24 protein-coding genes are annotated in these 26,842 nt (G+C 31.2%); 17 read left to right on the top strand and 7 right to left on the bottom strand.

Annotated features, from left to right (window positions below):
* Positions 1 to 13: 13 nt before the first annotated feature.
* Positions 14 to 670, top strand: a complete 657-nt coding sequence (locus Z053_RS0117755; protein ID WP_025666335.1) for an HAD family hydrolase — start codon at positions 14 to 16, stop codon at positions 668 to 670.
* 233 nt (positions 671 to 903) lie between these two features.
* Here Z053_RS0117755 and Z053_RS0117750 read toward each other — a convergent pair whose 3' ends face one another.
* Both Z053_RS0117750 and Z053_RS0117745 read right to left on the bottom strand, forming a co-directional pair.
* Positions 904 to 1,938, bottom strand: a complete 1,035-nt coding sequence (locus Z053_RS0117750) for an NmrA family NAD(P)-binding protein (RefSeq protein ID WP_051476089.1) — start codon at positions 1,936 to 1,938, stop codon at positions 904 to 906.
* Between the two features lie 42 nt (positions 1,939 to 1,980).
* A complete protein-coding gene (locus Z053_RS0117745; RefSeq protein ID WP_025666333.1) occupies positions 1,981 to 2,385 on the bottom strand; it encodes a MarR family winged helix-turn-helix transcriptional regulator in 405 nt (134 codons plus the stop codon).
* Positions 2,386 to 2,691: 306 nt separating this feature from the next.
* Here Z053_RS0117745 and Z053_RS0117740 point away from each other — a divergent pair, with 306 nt between their 5' ends.
* From Z053_RS0117740 to Z053_RS0117700, 9 genes are all read left to right on the top strand, one after another.
* Positions 2,692 to 2,997, top strand: coding sequence for a hypothetical protein (locus tag Z053_RS0117740; RefSeq protein WP_025666332.1), 306 nt, complete (start codon positions 2,692 to 2,694; stop codon positions 2,995 to 2,997).
* 393 nt (positions 2,998 to 3,390) lie between these two features.
* Positions 3,391 to 4,086, top strand: coding sequence for an ABC transporter ATP-binding protein (locus Z053_RS0117735; protein ID WP_025666331.1), 696 nt, complete (start codon positions 3,391 to 3,393; stop codon positions 4,084 to 4,086).
* 10 nt (positions 4,087 to 4,096) lie between these two features.
* Positions 4,097 to 6,598: a TonB-dependent receptor gene (locus tag Z053_RS0117730; RefSeq protein WP_025666330.1), complete on the top strand. Its 2,502-nt coding sequence runs from the start codon at positions 4,097 to 4,099 to the stop codon at positions 6,596 to 6,598.
* A 4-nt stretch (positions 6,599 to 6,602) separates the two neighbouring features.
* Entirely contained in the window at positions 6,603 to 8,042 is a 1,440-nt protein-coding gene (locus tag Z053_RS0117725; protein ID WP_025666329.1) for an ABC transporter permease, read from the top strand.
* Positions 8,043 to 8,044: 2 nt separating this feature from the next.
* A complete protein-coding gene (locus tag Z053_RS0117720; RefSeq protein ID WP_025666328.1) occupies positions 8,045 to 9,385 on the top strand; it encodes a DUF3526 domain-containing protein in 1,341 nt (446 codons plus the stop codon).
* A 251-nt stretch (positions 9,386 to 9,636) separates the two neighbouring features.
* Complete coding sequence (locus tag Z053_RS0117715; protein ID WP_025666327.1) at positions 9,637 to 10,131, top strand: RNA polymerase sigma factor; 495 nt, start codon at positions 9,637 to 9,639, stop codon at positions 10,129 to 10,131.
* A gap of 1 nt (position 10,132) precedes the next feature.
* On the top strand, positions 10,133 to 10,822 hold the full coding sequence (locus Z053_RS0117710) for a hypothetical protein (protein ID WP_025666326.1): 690 nt from the start codon (positions 10,133 to 10,135) through the stop codon (positions 10,820 to 10,822).
* A gap of 462 nt (positions 10,823 to 11,284) precedes the next feature.
* Positions 11,285 to 11,989, top strand: coding sequence for a DUF4386 domain-containing protein (locus Z053_RS0117705; protein ID WP_025666325.1), 705 nt, complete (start codon positions 11,285 to 11,287; stop codon positions 11,987 to 11,989).
* 37 nt (positions 11,990 to 12,026) lie between these two features.
* The gene (locus Z053_RS0117700; protein ID WP_025666324.1) at positions 12,027 to 12,602 is read left to right on the top strand and encodes a Crp/Fnr family transcriptional regulator; all 576 of its coding nucleotides are present in this window, start codon (positions 12,027 to 12,029) and stop codon (positions 12,600 to 12,602) included.
* Between the two features lie 47 nt (positions 12,603 to 12,649).
* Here Z053_RS0117700 and Z053_RS0117695 read toward each other — a convergent pair whose 3' ends face one another.
* The 4 genes from Z053_RS0117695 to Z053_RS0117680 are packed head-to-tail and all read right to left on the bottom strand — an operon-like array spanning position 12,650 to position 17,457.
* On the bottom strand, positions 12,650 to 13,333 hold the full coding sequence (locus tag Z053_RS0117695) for a LytR/AlgR family response regulator transcription factor (RefSeq protein ID WP_051476088.1): 684 nt from the start codon (positions 13,331 to 13,333) through the stop codon (positions 12,650 to 12,652).
* Positions 13,330 to 14,352 carry a sensor histidine kinase gene (locus tag Z053_RS30305; protein WP_025666322.1) on the bottom strand — a complete coding sequence of 341 codons (1,023 nt, stop codon included), beginning with the start codon at positions 14,350 to 14,352 and terminating at the stop codon, positions 13,330 to 13,332. Before Z053_RS30305 ends, Z053_RS0117695 begins: the two co-directional genes overlap by 4 nt.
* Before the next feature lie 44 nt (positions 14,353 to 14,396).
* Positions 14,397 to 15,101 (bottom strand): hypothetical protein, encoded by a 705-nt coding sequence (locus Z053_RS0117685; protein WP_035096372.1) that lies wholly within the window; start codon positions 15,099 to 15,101, stop codon positions 14,397 to 14,399.
* Positions 15,102 to 15,129: 28 nt separating this feature from the next.
* Complete coding sequence (locus tag Z053_RS0117680; RefSeq protein WP_035096371.1) at positions 15,130 to 17,457, bottom strand: outer membrane beta-barrel family protein; 2,328 nt, start codon at positions 17,455 to 17,457, stop codon at positions 15,130 to 15,132.
* Between the two features lie 378 nt (positions 17,458 to 17,835).
* Here Z053_RS0117680 and Z053_RS0117675 point away from each other — a divergent pair, with 378 nt between their 5' ends.
* From Z053_RS0117675 to Z053_RS0117655, 4 genes are all read left to right on the top strand, one after another.
* On the top strand, positions 17,836 to 18,405 hold the full coding sequence (locus tag Z053_RS0117675) for an RNA polymerase sigma factor (protein ID WP_025666319.1): 570 nt from the start codon (positions 17,836 to 17,838) through the stop codon (positions 18,403 to 18,405).
* 29 nt (positions 18,406 to 18,434) lie between these two features.
* A complete protein-coding gene (locus Z053_RS0117670) occupies positions 18,435 to 18,617 on the top strand; it encodes a hypothetical protein (protein WP_024768642.1) in 183 nt (60 codons plus the stop codon).
* Between the two features lie 21 nt (positions 18,618 to 18,638).
* Entirely contained in the window at positions 18,639 to 19,454 is an 816-nt protein-coding gene (locus tag Z053_RS0117665; RefSeq protein ID WP_025666318.1) for a mechanosensitive ion channel family protein, read from the top strand.
* Positions 19,455 to 20,079: 625 nt separating this feature from the next.
* Positions 20,080 to 22,386 carry a TonB-dependent receptor domain-containing protein gene (locus Z053_RS0117655; protein WP_025666317.1) on the top strand — a complete coding sequence of 769 codons (2,307 nt, stop codon included), beginning with the start codon at positions 20,080 to 20,082 and terminating at the stop codon, positions 22,384 to 22,386.
* 94 nt (positions 22,387 to 22,480) lie between these two features.
* Here Z053_RS0117655 and Z053_RS0117650 read toward each other — a convergent pair whose 3' ends face one another.
* On the bottom strand, positions 22,481 to 23,944 hold the full coding sequence (locus tag Z053_RS0117650; RefSeq protein WP_025666316.1) for a CARDB domain-containing protein: 1,464 nt from the start codon (positions 23,942 to 23,944) through the stop codon (positions 22,481 to 22,483).
* Positions 23,945 to 24,362: 418 nt separating this feature from the next.
* Here Z053_RS0117650 and Z053_RS0117645 point away from each other — a divergent pair, with 418 nt between their 5' ends.
* The 3 genes from Z053_RS0117645 to Z053_RS0117635 all read left to right on the top strand — a co-directional run bounded on the left by Z053_RS0117645 (position 24,363) and on the right by Z053_RS0117635 (position 26,818).
* Positions 24,363 to 25,478 (top strand): PQQ-dependent sugar dehydrogenase, encoded by a 1,116-nt coding sequence (locus Z053_RS0117645; RefSeq protein ID WP_025666315.1) that lies wholly within the window; start codon positions 24,363 to 24,365, stop codon positions 25,476 to 25,478.
* A gap of 19 nt (positions 25,479 to 25,497) precedes the next feature.
* Positions 25,498 to 25,962, top strand: a complete 465-nt coding sequence (locus Z053_RS0117640) for a c-type cytochrome (protein ID WP_025666314.1) — start codon at positions 25,498 to 25,500, stop codon at positions 25,960 to 25,962.
* Between the two features lie 106 nt (positions 25,963 to 26,068).
* Positions 26,069 to 26,818, top strand: coding sequence for a hypothetical protein (locus Z053_RS0117635; RefSeq protein WP_035096369.1), 750 nt, complete (start codon positions 26,069 to 26,071; stop codon positions 26,816 to 26,818).
* Positions 26,819 to 26,842: the final 24 nt, after the last annotated feature.

Genomic DNA, 26,842 nt, shown 5'->3' with positions numbered 1-26,842 from the left:
GTTTGTTTTTAGTATGAAGAATAGTATCCTATATCATTACGAAAACATCATTTGGGATTGGAACGGAACTCTTCTAAATGATAGTTGGTTATGCGTTGAAATTGTCAACAAATTACTTTTAAATCATAATAGCAGAAAGTTAGATATCGATTCTTATAGAGAAGTATTTGGTTTTCCAATTTCAGATTATTATAAAAAAATTGGGATTGATTTTGAAAAGGAATCTTTTGATGTGCTTACCTCTAAATTTATGTCTGATTACCTAACCAACGTTCATAAATGTAAACTTCAAAATGGAGCAATGGATATTTTGAACGAACTTAAAAACAAAAATAGTAAACAATTTATATTAACTGCAGCTCACAAAGAAAGCGTTATCAGCTTGCTTAAGCATTACGTAATCGAACAGATATTCGAACAAATTGAAGGTCTAGACAATCACAAAGCCGAAAGTAAGATCGATAAAGGCCTTAGTTTATTAGAAAACAATTTAATTGATATAAACAAAACAGTTTTAATAGGGGATACAATCCACGATTTCGACGTTGCAAATCAATTAGGTGTAAATTGTATTCTGATCGCGAATGGACACCAATCAAAATATAGATTAAAAGAAAAAACCAATAACAGTATTCAAATATTTGGTAATTTATCTGAGCTTATAAAATGAAAAATGAAACTAGGAATTAGATCAAAACTAAATACATTTTCTTTACAAACGGAAGGCTTTCTATAATTTTTTCGCTTCTTCTAATGATTCACATTCCATAATAAAAACTACACCAAAACGGTCTTTTCTAGAATAAAAAACTCTTATTTTATCTTCTAAATAAAAACTTTATCGTGTGCTTTAATTCCTTTAATAAATTCACCTTTGTTTAAATATTTGATTAACTCGTTATTTTACTCATGTGTTAGTTTCCACTCTTCAGAATCCATACAGAATGAAGTATCTTTAAAATTAGGAAAACCTTGCTCTTTCTCATATTTTTTCATATCCCAGGTTTTTGTAAATACTACTTTGATCATAAATCGTATCGCTTTTAACTTATTCTTAAAAGTTTGCTTGGCTTCTGGCATCGTCGACAGATATTTTTGTGCTATCGTTAGAAAATCGTCTGCTTCTTTACCGGTAATATTCTTGACAACGCTATTGGGAGCATTAAAACCAAAAGTTCCTTTATGTGCCTCTTCGACGTAATGTGCAACCACTTGCGAGGCATCTCGCTGCGGATAACCGTAAGCTCGTAGTACTTTATACATCATAGCATTAGACATTTTTATAGCTTTTACTTTTCTACCTACTACCATACCAATAATATTTGCCATTTGTTGGGTACTCAATACTTCTTTTCCTGTAACTCTGTAGGTTTTATTTATATGTGCCGAGGGCTCTTTGAGAATGTGTGCTGCGACCAGACCTATATCTTCATTAGAGGGCGGTGCATTTTCTCCAAAGTCTGGTAACATTCCAAATTGAGTAAGCGGAGCTGGTGTCATAAAATACACAAAAGCAAACAAACCAGGGTTTAGTACTGTTAATTTTGTATGTTTTAATCTGCCAAATATTTGATCTACTAACCAATGTTCTTTTGTATAGATTGAAGGATGTCTATTTGATGAAGTCCATTGTGTTAAAAGAACTACATGTTCGATTTCTAATTCTTCTAAAACCGTTGCAAATGTGGCTCCCTGAAATAATACATTAGGATAAGTAGGCACAAAATATGCCCGTCGAATTCCGCTCAAAGCTTTTCTAACGTCTCTTATATCTTCTATGTCTCCAACAAAGATTTCTGCTCCCGTTTTTTTAAGTTCTTGAGCTTTCTCACTATTTGGATTTCTTACAAATGCTCTAACTTCGGCACCTAAGTTTAATAATTCTATTGCTGTTGTAAATCCCGTATGGCCATTTGCAGCTGTTATTAATATTTTCATTTTTTTAAATTGTATATACAAGTTAATAATTATAAAAAAAGACTACTTAAATCCTTTTTCAAAAGTCGAGAATGCTTTTACAGATTTTTCTCCTAACATTTCATGTACTTCATCCATGGCATTCTCCCAATTAGGTAATACTTCTTTCACTTTTTTTATTCCTAATTTTGTTAAAGCGATTGATGGGCGGTTTACTGCTCCTGTTTTTATAACATATTTTTGATTCATTAGCCTGACTAAAATTCGAGTTAATGATGAAGTTTCAAAATTTAATATGCCAGCAATTACATGTTGCTCTGATTCTCCCATCTTATACAATGCCAACATTATGCTTAACTGACTTTGTGTAACTCCTTTATTCTTTAAATGCTTACGGTAAATGTTATCTATCCTTCGAGAAAGACCATTTATTCTTGCTCCCAGGCATTGTTCTATTTCGTACTTCATATCTACAAATATATAAATTCACATTGTATATACAAGTTAAATATATTTGATTATGATTTTATTTAACTTCATAGGTCAAATGAATAAATCCTTTATAATAGAGGGGCTTCTCTTAAACAACTTAAATGATTAGTACTAAATTAAAGTTATAAATAGTCCTGCCTAGAAACCATCTAAAACTTTATATAGTATACCTTATCAATTTTTAAAGCCACGTTATACCTGTATTGTATTCTTTCTAACCATCCAAACAATTTAGGTTTTTTTAACATTTTATCTGTATATTATTTGGTAGGTTTGTCTGTTATGAAAATTGGGGATTTAAAAAATTACATTACCTATATTTTTATTGTCATTTTCCTTTCTCTGAAAGTGGCAGGCTTGCATGTACTTACTCATAATGATGATGGTATAGAACATTGCGAAGTTTGTGATCTCGTTTCTATAACCAATTTTACTCCGGCTGCTGTTAATGACACTAGCCAAAACTATGTAAGTAGCACTTTTGAGCTCTATACTCAAAAAAATGTAATAAGTCACTACAGCTTCATTTATAGTAGTGATGTACATATTACAAATCTATTTTCGAGACCTCCTCCTTTTTTAGCATAGTTATTTTACTCTATTTTCATTTTTAACGATTAAATTCTTTCTTTTAAGCGATTACTCATCAGGTTTTATACTTGCGAATTTTCTTAAATCAACGAAATGACGCTACCTATAAATGCCAATTCTTATAGCCTTAAAAGATAATTCGGTTTATGTTTTCATAAGCTCTGGCTTTCTTCTGTTGCTCATGTTTTTAGGGTCTAAAACTTAACGATTTTCAATTTTAAGTATTCTAATTAGACTGTAATTGCATATAACCGCAAGGTTATAAACATTTTGATGTAAGGAATAATTATTCTCTTATTCAAAATCTCAGTTTAGTTACTACCACTTAAGATTATACCTCTATTTATTAATACGATCTCTTTTTAGAGATACAATAATACTTTAAACACAATGCTTAGAGCAAAAAACTTGTCAAAAACCTATAACGGAAAAAAAGCAGTAAACAATGTTTCTTTTCAAGTAGAACAAGGTTCTATATTCTGTCTTCTTGGTCAAAATGGGGCAGGAAAAACTACAACTATTAATCTATTTCTTGGCTTTATAAGACCCGATAGTGGGCAAATCTTAATTGATAATGAAGAAATTCAATCCCATACTACTTCTATAAAGAAAAAAACAGCCTATATCCCAGAGACAGTTCAGCTTTATGGGAATTTATCCGGAATAGAGAATTTAGATTTTTTCAGTCGTTTGGCTGGGTATAAATACCCTCAAGAAAAACTACAGAAATTTTTGACAAAAGCTGGGTTACAGGAAGAAGCACACCTACAACATCTGTCTACTTACTCTAAAGGAATGCGTCAAAAAGTGGGTATTGCGGTTGCAGTTGCCAAAAATGCTGATGTGATTTTTATGGATGAACCAACATCTGGTCTCGATCCTAAAGCATCGGCCGAATTTACTACAACTTGTAAAGAACTCGCTAAAGAAGGTAAAACCATATTCATGGCCACACATGATATATTCAACGCAGTACATGTAGGTACTACCATCGGAATAATGAAAGAAGGTTCCCTTGTTCAACAGATTAAAACAAGTGGTATTGATGCCAACCAGCTAAAAGAACTGTATTTAGAAACCATTTAAAAATTACCCCATGAAAAAAGAGATTTTAATTATTTTATTTGCCATTATTTGTCAGCAAAGTTTTTCTCAAATCAATATTAAAGGCAAAATTATTGACGAAAAACAAAACATTATTCCCGGTGCTACTATTTCTTTTGATATCGAAGAAAAAAAAGAAGGAACTATTTCTAATGAAAACGGAGAATTCAACTTTGTTTTGCAAAAAACAGGAACTTATGAAGTTAAGATAAGTTATGTTGGTTTTTATGTGATCAACAAGACTTATGATTTTCTAGAAAATAAAGAGTATGATCTTGGCACAATAACGCTAAAAGAAGATGTACTACAACTTCAAACCGTAGAAGTAGTAGGGCGTACAAAACGAGATTACAATAGTGACTATTCTTTTTCTGCGACCAAAATGGCTATTGCAAACAAAGAGCTACCACAGGCCATAGCTTCGGTAACCAAAGAGCTAATTGCCGACAGGCAGGCCTTTCACTTAGCAGATGCAGTGAAAGTCGTTAGTGGTGTTAGTCCATCTAGTTTTTATAATCAGTACAACATAAGAGGTATTAGCCAAAATGAAGAGGGGCAGATCATTAACGGAATGCGTACTCGGCAGTTTTATTTCTTACAACCGCTTACTTCTAACATAGAAAGAGTAGAAGTTATAAAAGGGCCTGCCAGCGCAACTTTTGCCAGCGTTGATCCCGGTGGAAGTATTAATATGGTTACCAAAAAACCTTTATCTGTAGATAGAAAAGAAGTGAGTTTAAGTGTAGGTAGTTTTAGTACTATGAGAGGGTCCTTAGATTTCACAGGGCCACTTAACGAGTCAAAAACATTACTATATCGTATCAATGGGGCCTACCAAACGGCACAATCTTACCGTGATTTAATAAGTAATAAATCAATATTATTATCACCATCGTTCAGTTATATTCCCAATGAAAAGACCGCCATCAATGCAGAATTCATTTTCAATAACATGAACGGTAACCTAGATCGTGGTCAACCTATTTTTGGTGCTGTAGCCGGACAAACCAATCTTAACAGCACACCGATAAGTCTTAATTTAGGAGCTTCCAGCGATTTCTTCAAATCTAAGGAAGTAATCATTATGGGGAACCTTTCTCATAAATTTAGTCCTAATATTACTTTTAACACTTCTTATATGAAGCAAACCTGGACCGAAGATTTACAGGAGCATCGTACTACAAATACATTTGCTGTAGATATTGCAAACGAGCCTATTCCCAGTTTGGTCGCTATGCGATTTGTACAACGAAAGCAGTTTTGGAGCATTGATAATGTGAACAGTTATTTCAATTTTGATTTCAAAACAGGATCAATAGATCACAAACTATTGGTTGGGTATGATTTGCACTACTGGAAAAAACTTAAAGGAGGTGGTCAAAACTCAGCACGAGGTTATTTATTAAATGATGGTAGTGTCACCAGGTCTTTTGAGCTAGAAAATGCATCAGATTATCAAACCATTACTATTGGGGGGCGTACATTGCCCAAACCCAATGTCAACCATTTCGATTTGGCAAATCCCTCATACACCATACAAAATATTCAAGATTATACCATTAACTCACGTATCGCCGTTCCTTCTGCATTAACCATGAGTAATGCCGTCTATATTCAGGAGCAATTAAAATGGAACAAGTTCTCTCTATTATTGAGTTTAAGAAATGAGTGGTTTGAGGACATAACTCATTATAAAGCAACCAATGAATCTTCCTTCACAAACCAAAGGCTTCTTCCTAGAATAGGTATAACCTATTCTGTAAATGATAATATTAACGTATATGGGACGTATCTAGAGGGTTTCCAACCTCAATCTAACACTGTTACCTTACTGCCAAGTACAGGTCAGTTTTTTTGGGCCGATGAATCGGCTTCGCAATTCAAGCCTTTGATTTCTGATTTAAAAGAAATAGGAATGAAAGCTGATTTGTTTAATAAAAAGATAACGATGAACATGGCTTTCTACGAAATTAACCAGGAAAACATTCTAATGAGTGCCAATGACCCTTCGCAACCTGATTTGTTGGTACAACGTGGAGCCGACCGAAGTAGAGGATTTGAATGGGATATGGCAGGTTACTTACTTCCCAATTGGCAAATAAACGCTTCTTACAGTTATATCGATGCAATTATCGTAACCGATGCCGATGCTACTTTGGAGGGTGCCAGAAAAGAGAACGTACCAAAGCATAGTGCAAACCTGTGGACTCGTTATAACTTCGACAATGGGTCTATATTAAGAGATTTGGGCATTGGGTTTGGCGTACAACATCAAGGAAGTAAAGTACCCTGGTTTACACGTGATTTTGAAGTACCTGCCTTTACCATTTTTGATGCAGCACTGTATTATACTCCTACAAAAAGTAATCTACAGGTAGCTGTAAATGTGGGTAATTTATTCGATGAAACATATTGGTTGGGCGCACAAACATATACGCGTTTGTTTCCTGGAGCTCCTAGAAATATAACGCTTACAACAACTTATAAATTTTAAATCTATGAGAAGGTCAGTAATCATATTATTCGCCAAACAATTATGGCAAACCACCTTTAGATCCAAAGTATTGCATATTACTATGATTTTGGTGATTGTTTTAATTGCATTTGCTGCTTATAGTGGGTGGGATAATTACAATACTCAAAACCGTATTCGTAATTTTTATCAGGAAGAAGCCAGACATAGCTGGGAGAGTAATCCAGATAAGCACCCACATCGTATGGCGCACTATGGATCCTTTGCTTTTCGTCTAAAACACAAACTAAGTTTGTTTGATTTTGGAATGGAAAATTATACAGGTAATGCTGTTTTTTTGGAAGCTCATAAACAAAATACAATAAATTTCTCAGAAGCAAGCCTTTCTACAGGCTTGCTTCGTTTTGGAGAAGTAAGTTTGGCTATGTTGTTAAAAATCATTTTTCCATTACTTATTTTTTATTTAGGATTTGGAGCTTTAGCTAGTGAAAGGGAAAATAATACCCTAAAAATAATGATTAATCAAGGAGCAACCTGGTCAGAAATATTTTTCGGTAAATCTCTTGGGTTAATGAGTCTTGCCATGTTTTTCTTTATTCCTGTACTTATAATTACCCTTTTGTTTATGTTTTTGGCCGAAGGTAATCCGATAACATCTTCTGAATTACTACGGTATTTTATATTGATATTGAGTTATGTACTGTTTTTTGGTATTATTAGTAGTATTACGATTCTAATTTCTGCGATGAGTAAAACTGCTAAAGATTCTTTGATAAAACTCTTAGGAATCTGGCTCTTCTTTATCATCATACTTCCTAAAACACTTCAAGCTTTTGGGCATTACCTTTACCCTACTCCCTCAAAAATAGAGTTCGAATCTATTGTAGAAAATGATTTGATAAAAGAAGGAGATAGTCACAATCCAGATGATATTCATTACAAAGCTATTAAAGATTCTGTACTCCTGGCAAATAATGTTGAATCTGTAGACCAATTACCTTTTAACTATGGAGGTTTTATTATGAGTCAAAGTGAAAAAATCAGTGCTTCAATTTACAATCAGCATTTAAATGGTTTATTGACTACATATAAAAGACAAAACGCCATCGAAAGGTTCTCTGCTTTACTCAACCCATATACAGCAATAAAACATATTTCTATGGCTTTTTCGGGAACTGATTTTGCTTCCTATATTAATTTTCAGCATCAGGCAGAACGCTATCGTTATCAACTTGCACAAGAAATGAATTCGTTACAAATGAAATTCATTCCAAACAAAAAAACAGATACCCCTAGTATTATAGACAAGAGTCATTGGGAAGCGTTTCCTGATTTCAAATATGATCATTTACCTGTATTATCTATTCTAAAAAACGAGGCGCTATCTATTTTCTCTTTACTACTTTGGAGTATTCTTTCTGTTATAATCATAAAAAAAATATCTAAAAAAACAAAAGTCTTATAACTATGTATTCCATATTATTTAAATCTTTTATTAGAACCAAAATAGCAGCTATTTCTCTTGTACTTCTTCTGGGAGTAGGTATAATAAGTGTTTTTATTGGAAAACAGTTTAATATAAAGCAAGAAAAAGCAATTATTGAAGCCGAGTCGTTTCAAGAAGAGAGTATCAAACGAAATGTAAAATATCATAATGATGACTTGGGTCTGTTACTTTATTATTTACGTTTTTCTCTAGTTAAGAAATCAAATAGTTTAACAGGGCTTTCTATTGGTCAACGAGATGTAAATCCTTCGATATTAGCAGTAACTATACGTGGTCTTGAAGGGCAAAAATATGATACCGATTTTGAGAATCCATCTCTGCTACTATCAGGTAATTTAGATCTTGGATTTGTAATCATCTACTTGTTTCCGTTGGTGCTTATCACGCTAACATTCAATTTGTATTCTGAAGAAAAAGAAGGAAAAACCTGGCGATTAATAGCCACTCAAACCTCCTCTCCTCTCAGCTTTTTATTTAAAAAGTTATCTATAAGAGTATTTTTTCTATATATGGTATTAGCTATACTTTTTTTATTGGCTATTCTTATTTTACAACTGCCAATTAATGAAGCTCTTCTGGCTTTTATAACTGTGAGTGTTTTGTATTTGGCTTTTTGGACTTCTTTATGTTTTATCATTATTTCTTTTCGAAAAAATTCGAATTTTAATGCATTAACATTACTTTCTTTATGGATCGTACTAACCATATTACTTCCTGCTTCGGTAAACAATTTTGTCGTTAATACATATCCTGTACCAGAAACATTAAAAACTATGGTAGAACAGCGAGATGGATATCATAAAAAATGGGATATGGCAAAAGAGGTTACTATGGACAAATTTTTTGCTCATTATCCACAATATAAAAGATATCCTGTTCCTAAAGATAAATTTAGCTGGCTCTGGTATTATGGAATGCAACAAATGGGTGATGATGAATCTCTAGAATCCAGTAAAACAATGAAGAAAAAAATAAAACTACGAGAAAAAGTAAGTGAGGCAATATCTTTGGTAATACCTACTATGCATGCTCAATTAACCTTTAATCAAATTGCGCAATCTGACCTAAATAATCATCTACTCTTTTTAGATCATCTAGATAAGTATCATGAAGAATTAAGGCTGTATTTCTATCCCAAAATATTCGAAAATTATCCAGTTAGAAATGAAAATTGGAAGGAGTTTAAACCAAAATATGCATCTATTGCACATACTATTAATTGGACCAATTCTATACTTCCGTTAGTATTAATCACAATAATTATTTCATTAATCAGCTTTTTTAATTTGAGAAAGATCTAATATACATAGAGGAATTGTACATATAAAGACTCTATAATATTAATCAATTTCCCTTCGGGCAAAGAGGTTTGATCACAAATGTGATCAAACCTCTTTATTTATTGTATTTTCTAAAAACTTAGATAAATAGCCAATACCTTACTTATCTTAGTGTATATAAATACCTAATAACCATATTAATTAGCATAAAAAATAGATCACCTGTGATTTTTCATGATTCTAAACGAATAATAGAGTAAACAACAATTAATATGCTTTTGAATGAAGAAACATTTACTAAAATCTTAAGAAGCAATAAAGGCATTCTTTATAAAGTTGCAAATTCATATTGTAAAAATACCAATGACAGAGAAGATCTTATTCAGGAAATAATCATACAATTATGGAAAGCATGGCCAAAATATGATGATACCTATAAAGTATCAACCTGGATGTATCGAATAGCCTTAAATGTAGCAATTTCATTTTATCGTAAATCCAATTACCAAAGAAATAAATATGACACGTTTAATGAAAATTTGGTTTCTACAGTGCATAAAGAAAGTTCTGATAGCACAGAAAACATAGAACAACTCTACCATTTTATTGCTCAGTTAAGCGAGTTAAACAAAGCACTAATTCTTCTTTATTTAGAAAAATATAGCTATGAAGAAATAGGTACAACCTTGGGTATATCTACTACTAATGTTGCTACCAAAATATCAAGGATAAAAAAACAATTAAAAGAAAAATTTAATAACAACTAAAATGAATTTAGATAACATACAAGAAGAATGGGGTAATCATTATAACACGTCAATTGAAGGCGAAAATTTAGTGATTCAATTATTTAAAGAATCTAAGTATAAAAAAATTGATTCTAATGTAAAACGAATGAAAACACAAAGTGTTTTGTATATGATTTTCAATTTATTAGTCATCATTTACACCTGGATGGTTTTGGTAATGAACTTTAAAACTATTGGTATTTCTATTCCGGCTGTACTATTAATACTACTATCCAAGGTGGTATTTTATAAAAATGTAGCACAACTGAATTTGATGTCTAAAATTAAGTATGCAAAACCTATTGTAAAGCTTCAAAAAATTATCGAACACCTTAAGTTAAAAAGACTAAAACACAATCAGTTTATTTTTATTCTCTCTAATCTATATTTCTGGTTATTAATGATTGTCTTTTTTTCTATGAATCCATTAGTTTTAATCCCAGAAATCTGGAAAAAAGCGGCTATTGTCATCATTATACATGTTGGGTTTTCTATACTATGGTTTCCATTATCTTTTTGGATTTTAAGTAAATATGGTGCTCTAGCGCAAAGCTCTACTTTTTGGACTCGATTAGGTAAAAACTCTTTACTTACGGACGAATCTGCAAATTCTTCTTTAAATAGAATATCCTCTTTTTTAGTTGAAATAAAGAATTTTGAAAAGCAATAACCGCCGAATTTATAAAGCATCATAGTTTTGTTAGTTAGTCCAAGGTAAAACAACCATAAAATGAATCTATTTATAAAATAGTTACCTTTTCTATAGGTAAAACATCATAAGATAGATTTATAAGAAATACATATATAAATGATTTCTTGCCTTTTGTCAAGAAGAATGAACTCTAAACAAAATAAGTTTGAAATTGGTCACTAATCCAAAATCAATAGTTGAAAAATATATGTCGATAAATCTATTATTAGATCAGAAATCTTGAAGAAAATCACCAAACTATCGATTCTAATATTTGCAATAATGGTTCTCTGCCCTTTCCTCATGCAGATTGCAATAGAGAAAGGCAACTATTCATTAATATCATACGTCTATACTAGTAGTACCTTTCTTAGCATAGGAATTTCATTGAATTCGAAGCCAAACAAAAAAAACTATAGTGATAAACTTAAAAGATAGAAAATGAGTATCGAGAAAAAAAATGCAAGAATTGCTGGATTATTATATATAATTTCAACATTTCCTATGGCGTTTACAGAGTTGTATGTTCGTTCTAAACTTATTGTATGGGAAGACGCAGCTGCCACAGCCAATAACATCATTAATTCTAAATCGTTATACAGTATAGGTTTTGTATGTGATGTAGTGGGTTCTACTCTGTTTTTACTGGTGCCTTTGGCCCTGTACAAATTATTAAAACATGTTAATAAAGAGTATGCAACACTTATGGTAATACTGGCATTAATTAGTGTACCAATGATGGCCATAAACATGATTAATCATGCAACTGTCTTAGAATTATTAAGGGATGTCGATTATCTTAATGCTTTTAAACCCGATCAATTACATGCACTTATGATGATTTCTCTAGATGCTCATGGTACTGGTTATCTTATTGCTCAGATATTTTTTGGGTTATGGTTACTCCCTCTTGGGCTATTAGTATATAAATCAAAAGTTATTCCCAGAATTCTGGGTATCTTGTTAGTAGCTGCGTCGGTATGCTACCTCATACAATTTGTTACGATATTTATTTTCCCAAACTATGGTTCTATTATTAACCCAATCGTAAATACAGTTGTAGGTATAGCAGAATTGGGACTTATGTTTTGGCTAGTTATAATAGGAGTTAAGAATAGAAAAGTTAATCTACACGATTTAAACTAAAGTAAGTACTAATTTTAATCATAAATGATTTTATAACATGAACAGTTTAGTAGCATTTATACAGCACATCATTCCCGCTACCGAAGCAGAGGCTATAGATATAGCCCGATCTTTTGAATATAAAGAATTAAAAAAAGGAGATTTTATTGTGCAAGAAGGTAAAATTAGTAATGATTACTACTTTTTTGAAAAAGGGCTATTACGGACATATCTATATGATATCGAAGGTAACGAGGTTACTACCGATTTTTACACCTCTAATTCTATTGTTTTTGAGGTTACCTCCTTTTTTCAAAGAGTGCCTTCGCAAGTAAATATACAAGCAGTTACCGATTGTCGAGGATATCGATTTTCATACCAACAATTAAACTCTCTTTTTCATAACAAACCTGCATTTAGAGATTTTGGAAGAGCTATCCTGGTTAAAGAATTTATTGCTTCAAAAAAAAGAACCATCTCGATGATAAATCAAACAGCAGAACAACGATATAAGGCTCTTTTACAATCAAATTCAGAAATTATTATGAATGCTCCCTTAAAACATATTGCATCCTATTTAGGAATAACAGATAGTACTTTAAGTCGTATTAGAAAAGATGTTGTTAAAAAATGAATATTAAATCCTGAAGCTTCTAACTTTTAAAAATGGTAATATTAGTATTACTTTATGTATTTCATCTTTTTTAAGAATTCTTCTTTATATGTTTTTCCGATCGGGATTTTTTCATCTGCGATATACACCAAATTCCCCGACACTTTTTCTATTTTCTCAAAATTTACAATATAAGAACGATGAGTTCTTACAAAATTATGGTCGTACAGTTTTTTTTCCCAATTATGTAAACTGTCTAACAGTAAAATAGATTTTTCTTGAGTAACCACTTTTACATAATCTACTTCGGCTTTTAAATATAAAATGTCACTAATAATAATTTTATAAATGGTTTTATCTGCATATAAAAAAAGCTGTTTTTCGGTTTCGTTATTTGTAATCTGTATTTGATTTCTAGCCCTGGTAATTGCTTTAAAAAAACGTTCATAAGAAAATGGTTTTACCAGATAATCTAATACATTTTCTTCAAAAGCATCTACCGCGTAATCAGGATAAGCAGTAGTTACAATTACTTTGGGAGGGTTGATAAGTGTTTTTAAGAATGACAATCCATTTAACTCGGGCAGCTGAATATCTAAAAACATAAAATCTACCTTTTTTAATTCTTCAAACTTAATATCCAATCCACTTTCATATATTCCTAAACAGTTCACAAATGGAGTTCTATCAATGTAGTTTTGCAACACTTCTTGCGCACCGTGTTCGTCTTCTATAATCAAACAATTTATCATAATGAGATGGTGAGTATTACTTTAAATACATTATTTTCTTTTTTAATCTGTAATTGATATCGGTCTGGATATAATAATTGTAATCTTCTTTTAGTGTTTTTTATTCCAATACCGCTTTCTTGCCAATTTGCATCAATCTCTGGCTTTTTATTATCATTATATGGATTTTCGCAATAAAAAGAGAATTGATCTCTTTTTAATATTGCCCTAATTCGTATCTGATGATTTTTACCTTTTAAGATACTGGTATATTTAAATGCATTTTCTACAAAAGGAATTAATAGTAAAGGAGCTATTTCCTTTTTCGGGTTATCAATATCTTCAAAAAAATCAGCTTGTATTTTGGTAGATAATCGTTCCTCTTGTAAACTAATATAATCTTTCACATGAGTAATCTCATGAGATAAGGTTACTTTTTCTTTTTGGCCTTCATGTAATACATATCTAAAACTGCTGGATAGCTTTAAAATCAAATCCGGAGTTTTTTCATCTTTTTTTAAAGCATTTGCATAAATATTATTTAGTGTATTAAATAAGAAGTGTGGATTTATTTGCGCTTTTAATGCGCTGAGTTCTGCTTGTTGTTTTTCTTGTTTTGTAGTATCTAATTCAAGCTGTTTAGCATATAATTTTTTAATAGAATGCAAAGCAAAAAAAGCCAAACTAAAAGAGAAATATGTCACGAAGCTAGAAACTACATATTTCCAACGATGATCTTGATGATCTTTATGGTCTGCTCCCATATGAAAAAAATTATCTGCATAATAGTGGATTAAAGCGTTGCTACTAAAAACAAACAATACCCAAAAAACATACTTCTTCTTATTTTTTAAAGGAAAGAACCACAGATACATGATATATGTTGGTATCATATTAAATACCAATGCAACCAACTCATGCATAAAACTCATAGGGTATCCTCCTTCTCTTCCCAGATACTTTATATATGGAAAAAAAAGTACCATTCCCCAAAAAAGCAGATGCAAGACAGGTTCTGCTTTTTTTAGTTTTGAATACATAGCGTTATTATTCACATGTTCTTTTGTTAAACCTTACTAAGGTATTACTTTTCTTTATGATAAATCGTCAAATCTTTTATAGATGCCTTTGCAAGAATGGTTTCTTCTTGAGTAGAAGCACCACTTATTCTGAAAAGGATATGCCCTCCCAGAAGTGGGTTATAATCTGTACGTTCGAAAATAATACTATCATTAAGAGAAAACCACACTTTATTTTCCTTTTTACCAATTTCTACACTAACCCATTGGTTGTGATTCATTACATTTTCCTGTTTCCGAAGATGAAAATCTCGCTCTAAGGAAGAAACATTTTTGTAAAAAAATGGAGTATAACCGTGAGACTTATTATTAAACGTTACATTATAATGATTCATTTTTCTTCGCCATTCCCAAATATCTTCGGCGGCAGCATTCTTTTCGGGTAAGGTTAACTGTATAGTTTCTTTGGTATCAGAAGCAGAAAATAATACAATTAATACCGATGCTTTTGACAACGCCTTTATTTTATATTGTATTACCATATCTCCCTGATAACTTTTAGGACTTACCAAAAAGAAACCATCAGAGCTATCAATTTCTTCGAAAACAAATTCATGATCCTTAATCGAGGTTTTACCTTTCCCTATTGTTTTCCATTCTGAAAGTTCTTGAGAAGAGATTTTCTCTTCAACAAAATCATTTGGTTCGCAACCAGTTATCATTAAAATAAAAATCAATATCACTGTTGACAAAAAAGAATTTATCTGCATTACGTATAGTTTTATTTGTTTTACTTTTTTAATTGCTAGAATGATTATGTCTATATTCTCGCTCTTTTCTATTTCTTACTCTATCCTCGCTTTTAAAGAGTGTATATTTTAGACTAAATAGAAATCCTAATGTTTGTGATTGAAACTTCCAAACGGTACGTTGGCTAAACTCGGGGGTACGTGTATTTCGTTTCATCAAATTATTATCTAATACATCTATCACTCTTAAGTTGGCTGTTAATTTATTATTTAAAAATTTTGCTCTTACTGCCCAATCAACTCTATGCCTTGGTTCTATATAATTAAAAGCATTTTGCCTCTTGGGTGTATGCCGATATGTTATATCTGTACTCACTTTTTTCGTGATTTTAAACGTATTCTTTAATTGTAGATTAGACGAGTATAATTCATCCCAGGTAACCAGATTGTTCTGATCTGTCATTGTGTAATAATAATTTCCTGTAAGCACCGTATTCCAATACTTTGCAAACCTGTATTTTAAAGTTGTTTCGATACCTAAGGAATGATTTATCCCAATATTTTGAAATGAGATCACTTGTACATTATTATCTTCTATAGTATTCACCCAAAGAATAACATCTTTTCTGTAACGATAAAATGTAGCTACAGACCAATTCAATTTTCTCTTATTATTTTGGTAGTTAAGTTCAATATTATCGCTCGATTCTGGTTTTAACCCTGGGTTACCATCAAATCTAAAAAAAGGATTTCCTAGCTGAAATGGGTTAATATGATGTAAGTTAGGTCTAGAAATTCGTTTACTATACCCCAACCCCATTGTATTATCTTCACTAAAGGTATAGGTTACATGTATTGATGGAAAAAGATTAGAAAAATGTAGATTTGTTGTCGACAAATTTAATGTATTTTGAGATTTCGACGAGAAATATTCATACCGCAACCCAACTTGCCAATCCAACTTTTGAATCCTAAATTTTGTAAGTCCATAAATACCTAACAGTTCTTCTTCATAATCAAATGTATCTAATGTAGATACTGTGTTATTTGATCTAAAAAGCTGTTGGTTTTTTGTATCACTCTTATTCCAGGATGCTCCTGTTTCTATTGTAATCTTTTCTGAAACAGGTAATGCATAGTCTAATGATATCGCATGGATCGTATTATCTTCTTCTATTATTTGATCAAACAAAAAAATATTGTCTTCAAAATCAGTTGATGGATAATCATTTTTATTATCATTAAGATTATAGTCAATCTCTAAAAAATGTCCTTCTTTATTAAATCCTCTACGGTAATTAGCATTAAAAACAGAAGTAAAATGCGAATGTGCTGAGTTACGAGTATATATAAAATCATCACGATTAGTCACATCAAAATATTGAGAATTATTATAAAAACTGTGATAATCATCGGTATAATCAAATCCCAGAGAGAATTCATTATGTTCATCTACAAAAAAATCTAACCCGATTATTCCTCTTTTTATTTTTCCATTAAAATCGTGAGGAGTAAAAATACCTTGAGTATCACCATTTATAAAAGATCGATTAATGGTTTGTTTGCTATCCATTTCTCTTCCAGATTGCGAGGCGTTAAATCTTAAGTTCATAAATGAGAGATTATAGTTTCCATCAATACCATAACTATATCGTTTTGTTCCTAGGGCACTATTAAGATTAAGGTTAAATCCTCTATTTATATTTCTTTTCAAGATTACATTAATAACCCCTGATAATCCATCTGCCTGATATTTTGCCGATGGAGAAGTAATAATTTCTACAGTTTTTATAGAAGATGATGGGATTTGCTCTAATAACTCTACTGCGTCTAAGGAAGAAGGCTTCCCATTGATTAACAATTTCACGTTATCACTACCTCTTAATGAAATATTACCAGTTCCTAAATCAGTTTGTATATCTGTTATTTGATCAAAAGCTTCGAGAGCTGTGGTGCCAGATTGTTGAATATCTGCTCCTATATCGATAATTTTTCTATCAATTTTAAGCTGTGTGGTAGTTCGATCAGCCTCGATAACAATTTCGTCTAGAGTGCTTGCCATCGATTGTAATCTAATTGAAATGTTGGTTGGATCACCAACTTCAGAAAATTGCACCAAGGCAGTCTGGTAACCAATAAAACTAACTTCAAAATATGTAAATATTTTGTCTGTCTCTAGTAGAAATTGCCCCTCATCATTAGTCGAAATACCATCAACTAATTCTCCTTTATTGTTATAAACCGCTACTGTAGCATAAGGAATAATCTCTTGAGTTGATTGATCTTTTACCGTTCCTTTCAACATTTTTATTTCCTGACCACTCATGATTGAGAATCCTATAAAAAAAAATAGTATAAAATTTACTGTTCGTATCATTCTTTCGATTTTGATAGTTCAAAAGTGATACGCCTATCTTTTTTAGAAAATTTTAATCTGTGAAAGTTCTCAGTTCATCTGTTAACTGCTTAAAAACTAGTTTTAAAAAACAAGAAATCTTTATCAATCATACTATTACTTTTATTTTTTTGCTTAAATTAAGGTTTCAAAAATATTTTTTTGAACTCTTTTAAACCTTCACTCATACCCTAAAGATTTGTGTTTTGGATATTTTAATACCATAATACATCACTTTAAAGCAAATCATAACAGGAGTACAGCAATTACTTTGAAATAAAGAAATAAAATTAAAAGTGACTTTTTTAGATATACTGTGTCTAAACTATTTAGAGGGATTATATGTAATAAAAATACAGGTTGAAGAAGACAGAACTGGATGAAAATTTGGAGGATAAAGAGCTTGTTTACAAAATAGCCAAAAGTAAGGATACTAAGCTATATGCAATTCTTTATGACAGATATGCAAAAACTATATATAACAAATGCTTGAGTTTTGTAAAATCTAATGAAGAGGCGCAAGATTTAACACACGATATTTTTGTGCTTTTATTCGCCAAGCTAAAAACATTTAAAGGAAATTCTAAATTTTCTACCTGGTTGTACTCATTCACCTATAATTTCTGTGTGAATTATGTACAAAGGGTTCAAAAAAAGAAAAAAGAGAAAATCATATCAATTGATAATATTATCGTTGAGTACCCGTCTGAAGAAATAGATGATGAAGATATGATGAAACTAAAATCCAAAAAGCTAGCAATGGCATTAAAAAAAATTGAACCCGATGATAAAATCATTTTAATGATGAAATATCAAGATGATCTATCTATAAAAGAAATCGAAAAAGCCCTAAATATTGGCAGTAGTGCTGTAAAAATGAGACTAAGCCGAGCTAAATCTAGATTAGTGAGCTCGTATAAAACTTTATAACATCTTTTAAACCTAATACCCCAGGAAAAATGAAAAATCCATTTAAAAAAATTATTCAAAATGAAGAATTACCTGCTTCTATTAAGGAAAAGGTACTCGATGATGTTGAAATAGTAAAATTATCACTAGATCTGGCCGATTTATTTGCTATAAAATATCCAAATTCTCTTGAAGAACTTTTTAAAATAGTAAGTCGTTCTAACAAAAATTAAGGTTTAACCTCTAAAAATCGTATGGAAAAATTTCTAAATTTTAAATTGATTGAAAATATATTTAATGAACTGTATGAAATTATACCTAATATAATTGGTGCAATTTTGTTCATTTTAGTCGGGTGGCTAATTGTAAAACTCATTCTTTTTATCATAAAAAAATCCTTGAAACTAACCAAAATTGATACTTTGGCATCAAAGGTTAGTGATAATGGGACTCTTTTTAATTCTACAACCAAAATCGAACCTACCAAAATAATTCTAGCTTTTGTTAAGTGGTTTCTAATTCTTGTATTGGTGATCGTTGGTGCCGATATGTTTGGTTTAAATATGGTTTCAAATGGTGCAGGAAGATTAATCGATTATTTACCCAAAATATTCAGTTCGATTGTAATTTTAGGATTAGGATTATACCTGGCATCTTTAGTAAGAAAATCTGTTTATGCCTTGCTAAGATCTTTGGATCTTAACGGATCTAAACTAATAAGTTCTATACTCTTTTTTAGTATCGTAGCCATTGTGGCTATTACTGCTTTAAATCAAGCAGGTATCGATACTAGTATTATAACAAATAACCTTTCTCTTATTCTTGGGGCCTTTTTAGCCACTTTTGTACTTGCTTTAGGTCTGGGTTCTAGAGATATTGTATATAGATTATTACTAGGTTTTTACTCTAAAAAGAATTTTGAAGTAGGGCAAAAAATTAGAATCGAAGATGATGAAGGAGTTATTATTTCTATCGACAATATTTGCATAACAGTAGAAAGGAATGACAATAACAGAGTAGTCTACCCTATTAAACTTATAGCAAATAAAAAAGTTGAAATTATTAGTTAAACACTTCATCAAACATATCAGTTATCAGGAACAGATACATTGTTATGTAGTATAAACAATAAACGTTTACATGAGTAGTACACAAAAAATTTCAACATCAAAATATTTATCATATCCTTTTTATAAAAAATATTCATAAAAAAAGAGACTTAAAAGTGACTTTTTATATTCTTATGTGTCAAAACTATATAACGGGTAAAATAGAAGTTTTATACTTCTTATAAAAAGAGAGAGAGATGATTGTATTGATTACTATTCAGATCTTAATACTAATAGTTCTAATTATACTAATAGTTCGTAATTGGTTTGAATACATGAAGGATAAGAGACAACTACATAAGATTAATGAAGAAAAAGGAAAAATTTAGGGGGTCCAAAAGTTACATAATGTATGTTTTTTTTGGATGATTACGTTTTTTATAGCAGGTCAGTTGATAAGGGGACCATATAAATCAACTGGCCTCTATAAAGAATGAATATTTTCACCCCACAGTACAGCTGTATATTTTCTTCGATGTAAGGATTACTACATTTTGATCGTTAAAATATACTAATATTCATTAACACAATCGTGTTTTTTAAAACCAATTGCCTCTAGTTTCCGATATTTGGAAAAAAACAAATCTTGAAAAGAATATTTTTATTTTTAGTACTCGCTTGTCATTTTTCTGTATACTCACAATTTGACATTAAAGGAATTGTCATAAATAATTCGAATAAACTTCCGATAGCCAATGTAAGCGTTCTTGATATAGGCAGCAACATTAAAGTTTTTACTGATGCTGATGGTAAGTTCTCTATAAAATCTTTAGAAAAAATAGCCATTTCTAAAGATGGTTATACAGAAGTTACTATAGACATTAACAAATATAATCGTACTAAGGACGGATACATTGTAATAGCGTTAACTCCTATTACAAATTTGGTAGAGGTGGTGATAGAAGATTATTCTCATCCACAAAAACATAGGTATGCAACAGAAGCTATCTCTTCTATCACGACTAGTGATATTAATCGTGGAAACCCAATAGAACTACATCCTATTCTCAATAGAGTTGCTGGTGTTTTTATGCAAAATGGTACTTTAAACACCAATAGAATTACAATTAGAGGAATCGGAGCCAGAAACTTATTTGGTACAGCTAATATAAGAGCTTATTTTGGAGATATTCCATTAACCGATGGAAATGGAGAATCTTCTATAGAGGATTTAGAACTTGGTACTTTATCTAGCATAGAAATACATAAAGGCCCTTCTTCAAGCAGTTATGGTGTAGGATTAGGAGGAACTATCTTATTTCAACCTCAATTTGCAAATACAAATACTTCTGAGAGTGAATTCACTACATCATTCGGGAGTTATGGATTAAGAAGAATTTTGGCAAAAGCTGCTATATCCAAAGAAAAATCTAATATTGCAGTACTCTATAGTAATAATCATACCGACGGCTATCGTGATAACAATGAATACGATCGAAATACAATAACACTGGCATCTGGTTTTGATATTGGAAAGAAAAACAATTTTTCGGTAATAGGTAGTTATGTTAATCTTAATGCGGGTATCCCCAGCTCATTAGATCAGGAAAATTTTGAAAACAATCCTAGACAAGCTGCATTTACCTGGGGACGTGCGCAGGGCAATGAAGATGTAGATTATGGAATATTAGGAGTAACGTGGAAACATAATTACAATCCAAAAATATCACATAACACCAGTATTTTTAGTTCTTTTAGAAATAATGACGAATCTAGACCTTTTAATATATTGAAAGAAAATGCTACCAGTTTTGGTTTGAGAAATCGAGTTTTAGGTACTCACCTAATTGCTAATCAAGAATTAAACTGGACCTTGGGAGGAGAATTATTCCTGGATTATTATACTGGTAAGACCTTTGAAAATTTATACCAGGATTTTCCTTCTGGCACAGGTAGTGTGCAAGGTAATCAACTTTCTGATCTCGATGAAAAACGATACTATTACAACATTTTTGCCGAAGCAAATTATAAGATTAGTAAGAAGTTTAAAGTAAACTTAGGTGTAAATCTCAATCAGACTTTTTTTGATATCGATGATCAATTCTTATCTGATGGAGAAGATAGCTCAGGTAAATTTGATTATGATCCCATACTCTCCCCCAAAATAGGAATAAACTATACTCTAAACCCTCTATTTACCTTTTATGGAAACATTGCTCATGGTTTCTCTACTCCTACTACTTCAGAAACGCTATTACCCGACGGCCTTTTTAATCCCAATATAAAACCTGAAATAGGGTGGAATTATGAAATCGGTACTCGATATAGTTTATTACATGATAAACTCTATGGTTCTGTATCACTATATCGGTTTAGAGTTAAAGATCTCTTGGTTTCAAGAAGAACCATCGACGATAACTTCTTTGCCATTAATGCTGGAAAAACTACACATAATGGCGCCGAATTAGAATTGAATTTCGATATTATAAAGGTAAACTCCGGAGTATTAAAATTCTTTTTCAATGCATCAATATATGATCATAAATTTGATGATTTTACAGATTTAGATAATGATTTTTCGAATAACGATCTTACTGGTGTTCCTTCTGAAGTTACCAATTCTGGGATCGAATTTATAGCTCAAAAAGGGTTTTATGGTAACCTAAACTTTCAGACTGTGGGTAAAATACCGGCAAATGATGCGAATACAACATTTAGCAAAAACTATGAATTGCTACATGGCAAAGTAGGTTTTAAAAATAACATTGGATCTCATTTCGGGTATGACTTATTTTTTGGCGCAAATAATATTTTAGATACTAAGTATGCATCTCAATTACAAATCAATGCTCGAGGATTTGGAGGCAATGCACCAAGGTATTTCTATCCTGGTTTGCCATTTAATGTATATGGAGGGATTAACATAAGCTATAGTTTAGTATCATCTCGTTAAATAAATGAGATGGTTATATAATTAATTAAAAAGCTACGCCTTTATATTAAAGCGTAGCTTTCTGTTTATTATTCAATTAAAATAAAAAGGTTGTTTACCTTTTAATCATATTTATTTTTTTTCCTTTATGATCATCCAAAATATAATTACCTCTTTTTAAAGATGCTACATTCACTTCATATTTTCCTGATTGAGTAAAAGTTTTGTTTAATACTATAGAACCTGTAGCTACGCTATATATCGTTATTTCTGTATGATCTGTTACAACTATATTCAAAACATCTTTTACAGGAACAGGATATACTACAGTTGTCGCCTTTTTTTCAAAACCTTTGATTCTTTCTGTAGACAACTCCATATCTTTAACTGTTATATTATTATCTTCATCAGATTCAGAAATTATGTCTTCAGGATCTACTACAACAATAACATGGTAATTTAATAACTCTCTAAGGGTTTCTTCCAAAGATGGCCCATCGGGTCCATCTGGAGCTTGCCCCACCCAACGATTAGAAAAATTAACTTCGAAAGCATCTCCATTATCTAACACAGGTACATTAGTATTTAAATAGATTAACCGATCATCTCTATCCAAGTTAGTGTCTTTAGAAAGATAACAGCTAACCATAGCCGGTTTTTCAGTAGTATTTCTCCCTTGGTTTTTAACTTTAAAATGTACATCATATAGTACTCCTTTTGCATGTGGAGCATAATAATCAATACGTGCTAAAGCTTCCACATCTGTACTAACTAAATCGCAAGCGCTTCCGATTTTTATTCTTTTGAAATCCACATTATTGTACTCATTAGATTCTTTTTCCATAAAATTACTATCCGTTTCAAATACAAGATAACGTTCTCCTATTACCCCTCCATCAACTTCATTATCATTAGGAATTGTTAGTATTGCTTCGTCTATAATACGTTCTCCGATACGAACGGATCGAGAATCGAAATCTAATATTTTTATAGATTCATTTGTGATTTTAGGCACTTTAGATAGATAAATCGTAAGTTTTGTAGGAGGAGATACTGCTTTTCCTTGATTTTTTGTAGCCCATCCAACTTTTAGTTGATTACCTTCTGTGGCAAATAATGGTAAATCTGTAGATTCTACTATCAAATCAGATTTCAGATTAGCTACTACCTTTACAACTTCTGCCGTTACATTATCTGTTTCACTCACCTCTTCAATTTCATTATCTGCATCAACATGAAAAAAAACAGTATGATTTCCTAAATTGGTATCAGAAGGAATTCGTACCCAGGTATAATTTATTTTTCCTTCTATCCCTTCTGTTAATTCGGGTACCAAAGAGCTTCCTAAAAATATATCATCTTTGGTAAATTGCTTATCCTTAGAAAGAAAGAATTTAATCTTATTTTCTGGTACAGCCATATTATTCCTGCTTTTTACAGACCATTTTAATAGTGTGTATTCTCCAGGTTTAATGATAGGGTCTACATTAGAGGTCGAAATGGTAACATCGACCTGCTGAGCGAAAAAAAACGTTGTAGAAAAAAGAAATCCTACGACTAAAGCAAATTGTTTTTTCATGATTTTGGTGATTTTTTTAGTGTAAAATAAATTGGTTATTGTCTTCTCGACATAGCAAATAACCTCACTTTAAACTCCAAAATCATTACTAGAACATTAATTAAATTTTATATAAACAATCAAAATCTAACGCCCAGCAAAACACACAAAACACTACTTATCAAATACTTACAAAATCAAGAGTATAATTCATAAAAAATCACCTAATATATTCTGTTGATTTATTTATATAACAATCATCAAAACATCATTTTATAATAAAGTAATGTTTTAAAAAATAACAGATATACCATTATAGAGCTTAAATCTTTTGATTTGTCATTTTTTTAACAAAACTTAGACAGTTACCATTCTATTTTCGCAATTAATTTTGTTTATATTCATTCTTTCTTACTTTTTAAAAGTAATCTCTATGCTTATGAAAAATTTTATTTTCCTTTTGATTTTTCCTTTTATCGCAATTTTGTCCTGCGCTCAAGAAAAGAAAAATGATATTACTCTAGAAAATGATCCTAAAAACTACACAACAAAAATTGTTGTTCCTGATTTACAAATCCCTTGGGGGATGGCCTGGTTACCTGATGGTAGTATGCTTATTACAGAAAAAAGTGGAGAATTAATCCATTTTAAGAATGGTAAGAAGATCTCTATTGGCAATGTACCAGAAGTATATAACCGCAACCAAGGTGGATTGTTGGATATAGAGCTACATCCTAAATATAAAGAAAACGGATGGTTATACATTACTTATTCTTCTAAAGAAGGTACAGAAAGAGGTGGTAATACGGCTTTGATTAGAGCCAAACTAAATAACAATCAACTAACCAATATAGAAAAACTATATAAAGGAACGCCCAATACTACAAAAGGACACCATTTTGGATCGCGAATAGAATTTGACAATGAAGGATACCTTTACTTTTCTATTGGAGATCGTGGCAATAGAGATGTAAATCCTCAGGATATTACTCGGGACGGAGGAAAAATATACCGCCTTAATGATGATGGCTCTATTCCTAAAGACAATCCATTTATTACCAAAAATGGAGCAAAAAAAGCTGTCTTTTCTTATGGTCATCGTAATCCGCAAGGAATGGCAATACATCCTAATGGTACAATCTGGGTTCATGAGCACGGCCCTAGAGGTGGTGATGAAATTAATCCAATCATTAAAGGCGCAAACTACGGATGGCCAGTAATTACTTACGGTATTAATTATAGCGGTACATCTATTACAGATATTACTAAAAAAGAAGGAATGGAACAACCTTTATACTATTGGGTGCCTTCTATCGCTCCTAGCGGAATGGATTTTATTACAAGTGATATCTATCCCCAATGGAAAAACAACCTATTAGTAGGTTCTCTAGTATTTCAATATCTTGAGTTAATAGAATTAACCAATGATAAGGTTACAGGGCGAAAAAAATTACTGGATGGTATAGGACGTGTGCGTAATGTAAGGCAAGGACCTGATGGTTTTATCTATGTAGCTGTAGAAAATAAAGGTATTGTAAAAATAATCCCTAATTAAAGTAAAAACATGTAAACGCATGAAAAAATATTTAAAACGTTTCTTCATTATAGAAATCACCATATTAATCCTAAGCATTTCACTTGTTGCGCAACAAGAAAAATCAGACACCGAATATGTTCTCTATACGGTATCAAAAACTCAGGATGCAAAATTATTAGAAAGTATAGCTCGTGGAAACGAGATTTATACTGATTTTTGTATGCAATGTCATCTTCCAGACGGAAAAGGATCTCCTAATGTATTTCCGCCTTTGGCAGGATCAGATTGGTTGACTAATAAACGACAAGAGAGTATCTATTCTATCAAATATGGATTAAGAGGTCCTATCAAAGTTAATGGAAAGACTTATAATAGTGCAATGACCTCATTGGGTCTTGAAGACGAAGAAATTGCTGATGTAATGAATTACATCATGAATAGTTGGGGAAACACCCAGAAAAAAATGGTGACCGTAGAAGAAGTTGCCGGGGTTAAAAAATAATATTTCTTAAAAGTTTATTCTAACAATGAAGAATTCATTTAACATGATATAACAATCACGTTGTGTATCACGTTAATAAAAATAACTAACTAACCAAACATGACATATGAAATTCTTGACATTTATTTCTGTATTTCTAATCATGTATCATGGTAGTTCTCAAAAAAAAAGAGACGCTAATCCCAATACCTATAGGTTTAGTTATAAATCAGAACTATATAAAGGCACCAGGTATGAGATAACTACAAAATTAAGAGCCTTAAAGAATAATTCATGGTTTATAAATATCCCCGAAGAAAAACAAGTAGAACTTACAAGTTTGTTCAAAAAAGTAAAAAATCAACCCATACCTAGATTATATAGAAAGGATGCAATTGTATTTCTTGATGCATTGTATGCTTATGAAGAATTCTTAACTATATATGATAATGCACTTTATGAGGTGATCCAACACCTGAAACATGATATGCGTCGTCTTGATTTTAAATTTGAAAGGCAATTTACGCAAGCCAAAATACAACTAAATCGTACACAGAAAGAAGCAAAAAATAATATAGAACGAATAGATCTCTTAAAGAAAGATGTTCGTGATAGTCAAATAAAACTAGTAAGCCATAGGTGGATGAAGAAAAAAATGGAAAAGTATATCGGTATGGATGCCGTTAAAAAACCAGATGAATTGATCAAAGAGTTTAAAAAGGCCGAAGCTATGAATGTTTTTACGATGATTGAAGAAAATAAGATTGAAAAAATCAATTCGTATCTTGTGGATCAAATCATTGATTTTTTTTATAAAAAATCACTACCAGAGATAAATCTGGATGCCCTAAAGTTAGATTATATCGATAAAATATAAACTGGGTATTACTAATAATTTATA

This window comes from Aquimarina megaterium XH134, from assembly GCF_000520975.1.
In the GTDB taxonomy this organism is placed as follows: Bacteria; Bacteroidota; Bacteroidia; order Flavobacteriales; family Flavobacteriaceae; genus Aquimarina; species Aquimarina megaterium.
The sequence above is the reverse complement of the archived record's forward strand: the minus strand, read 5'-3'. Positions and strand labels throughout refer to the sequence as shown.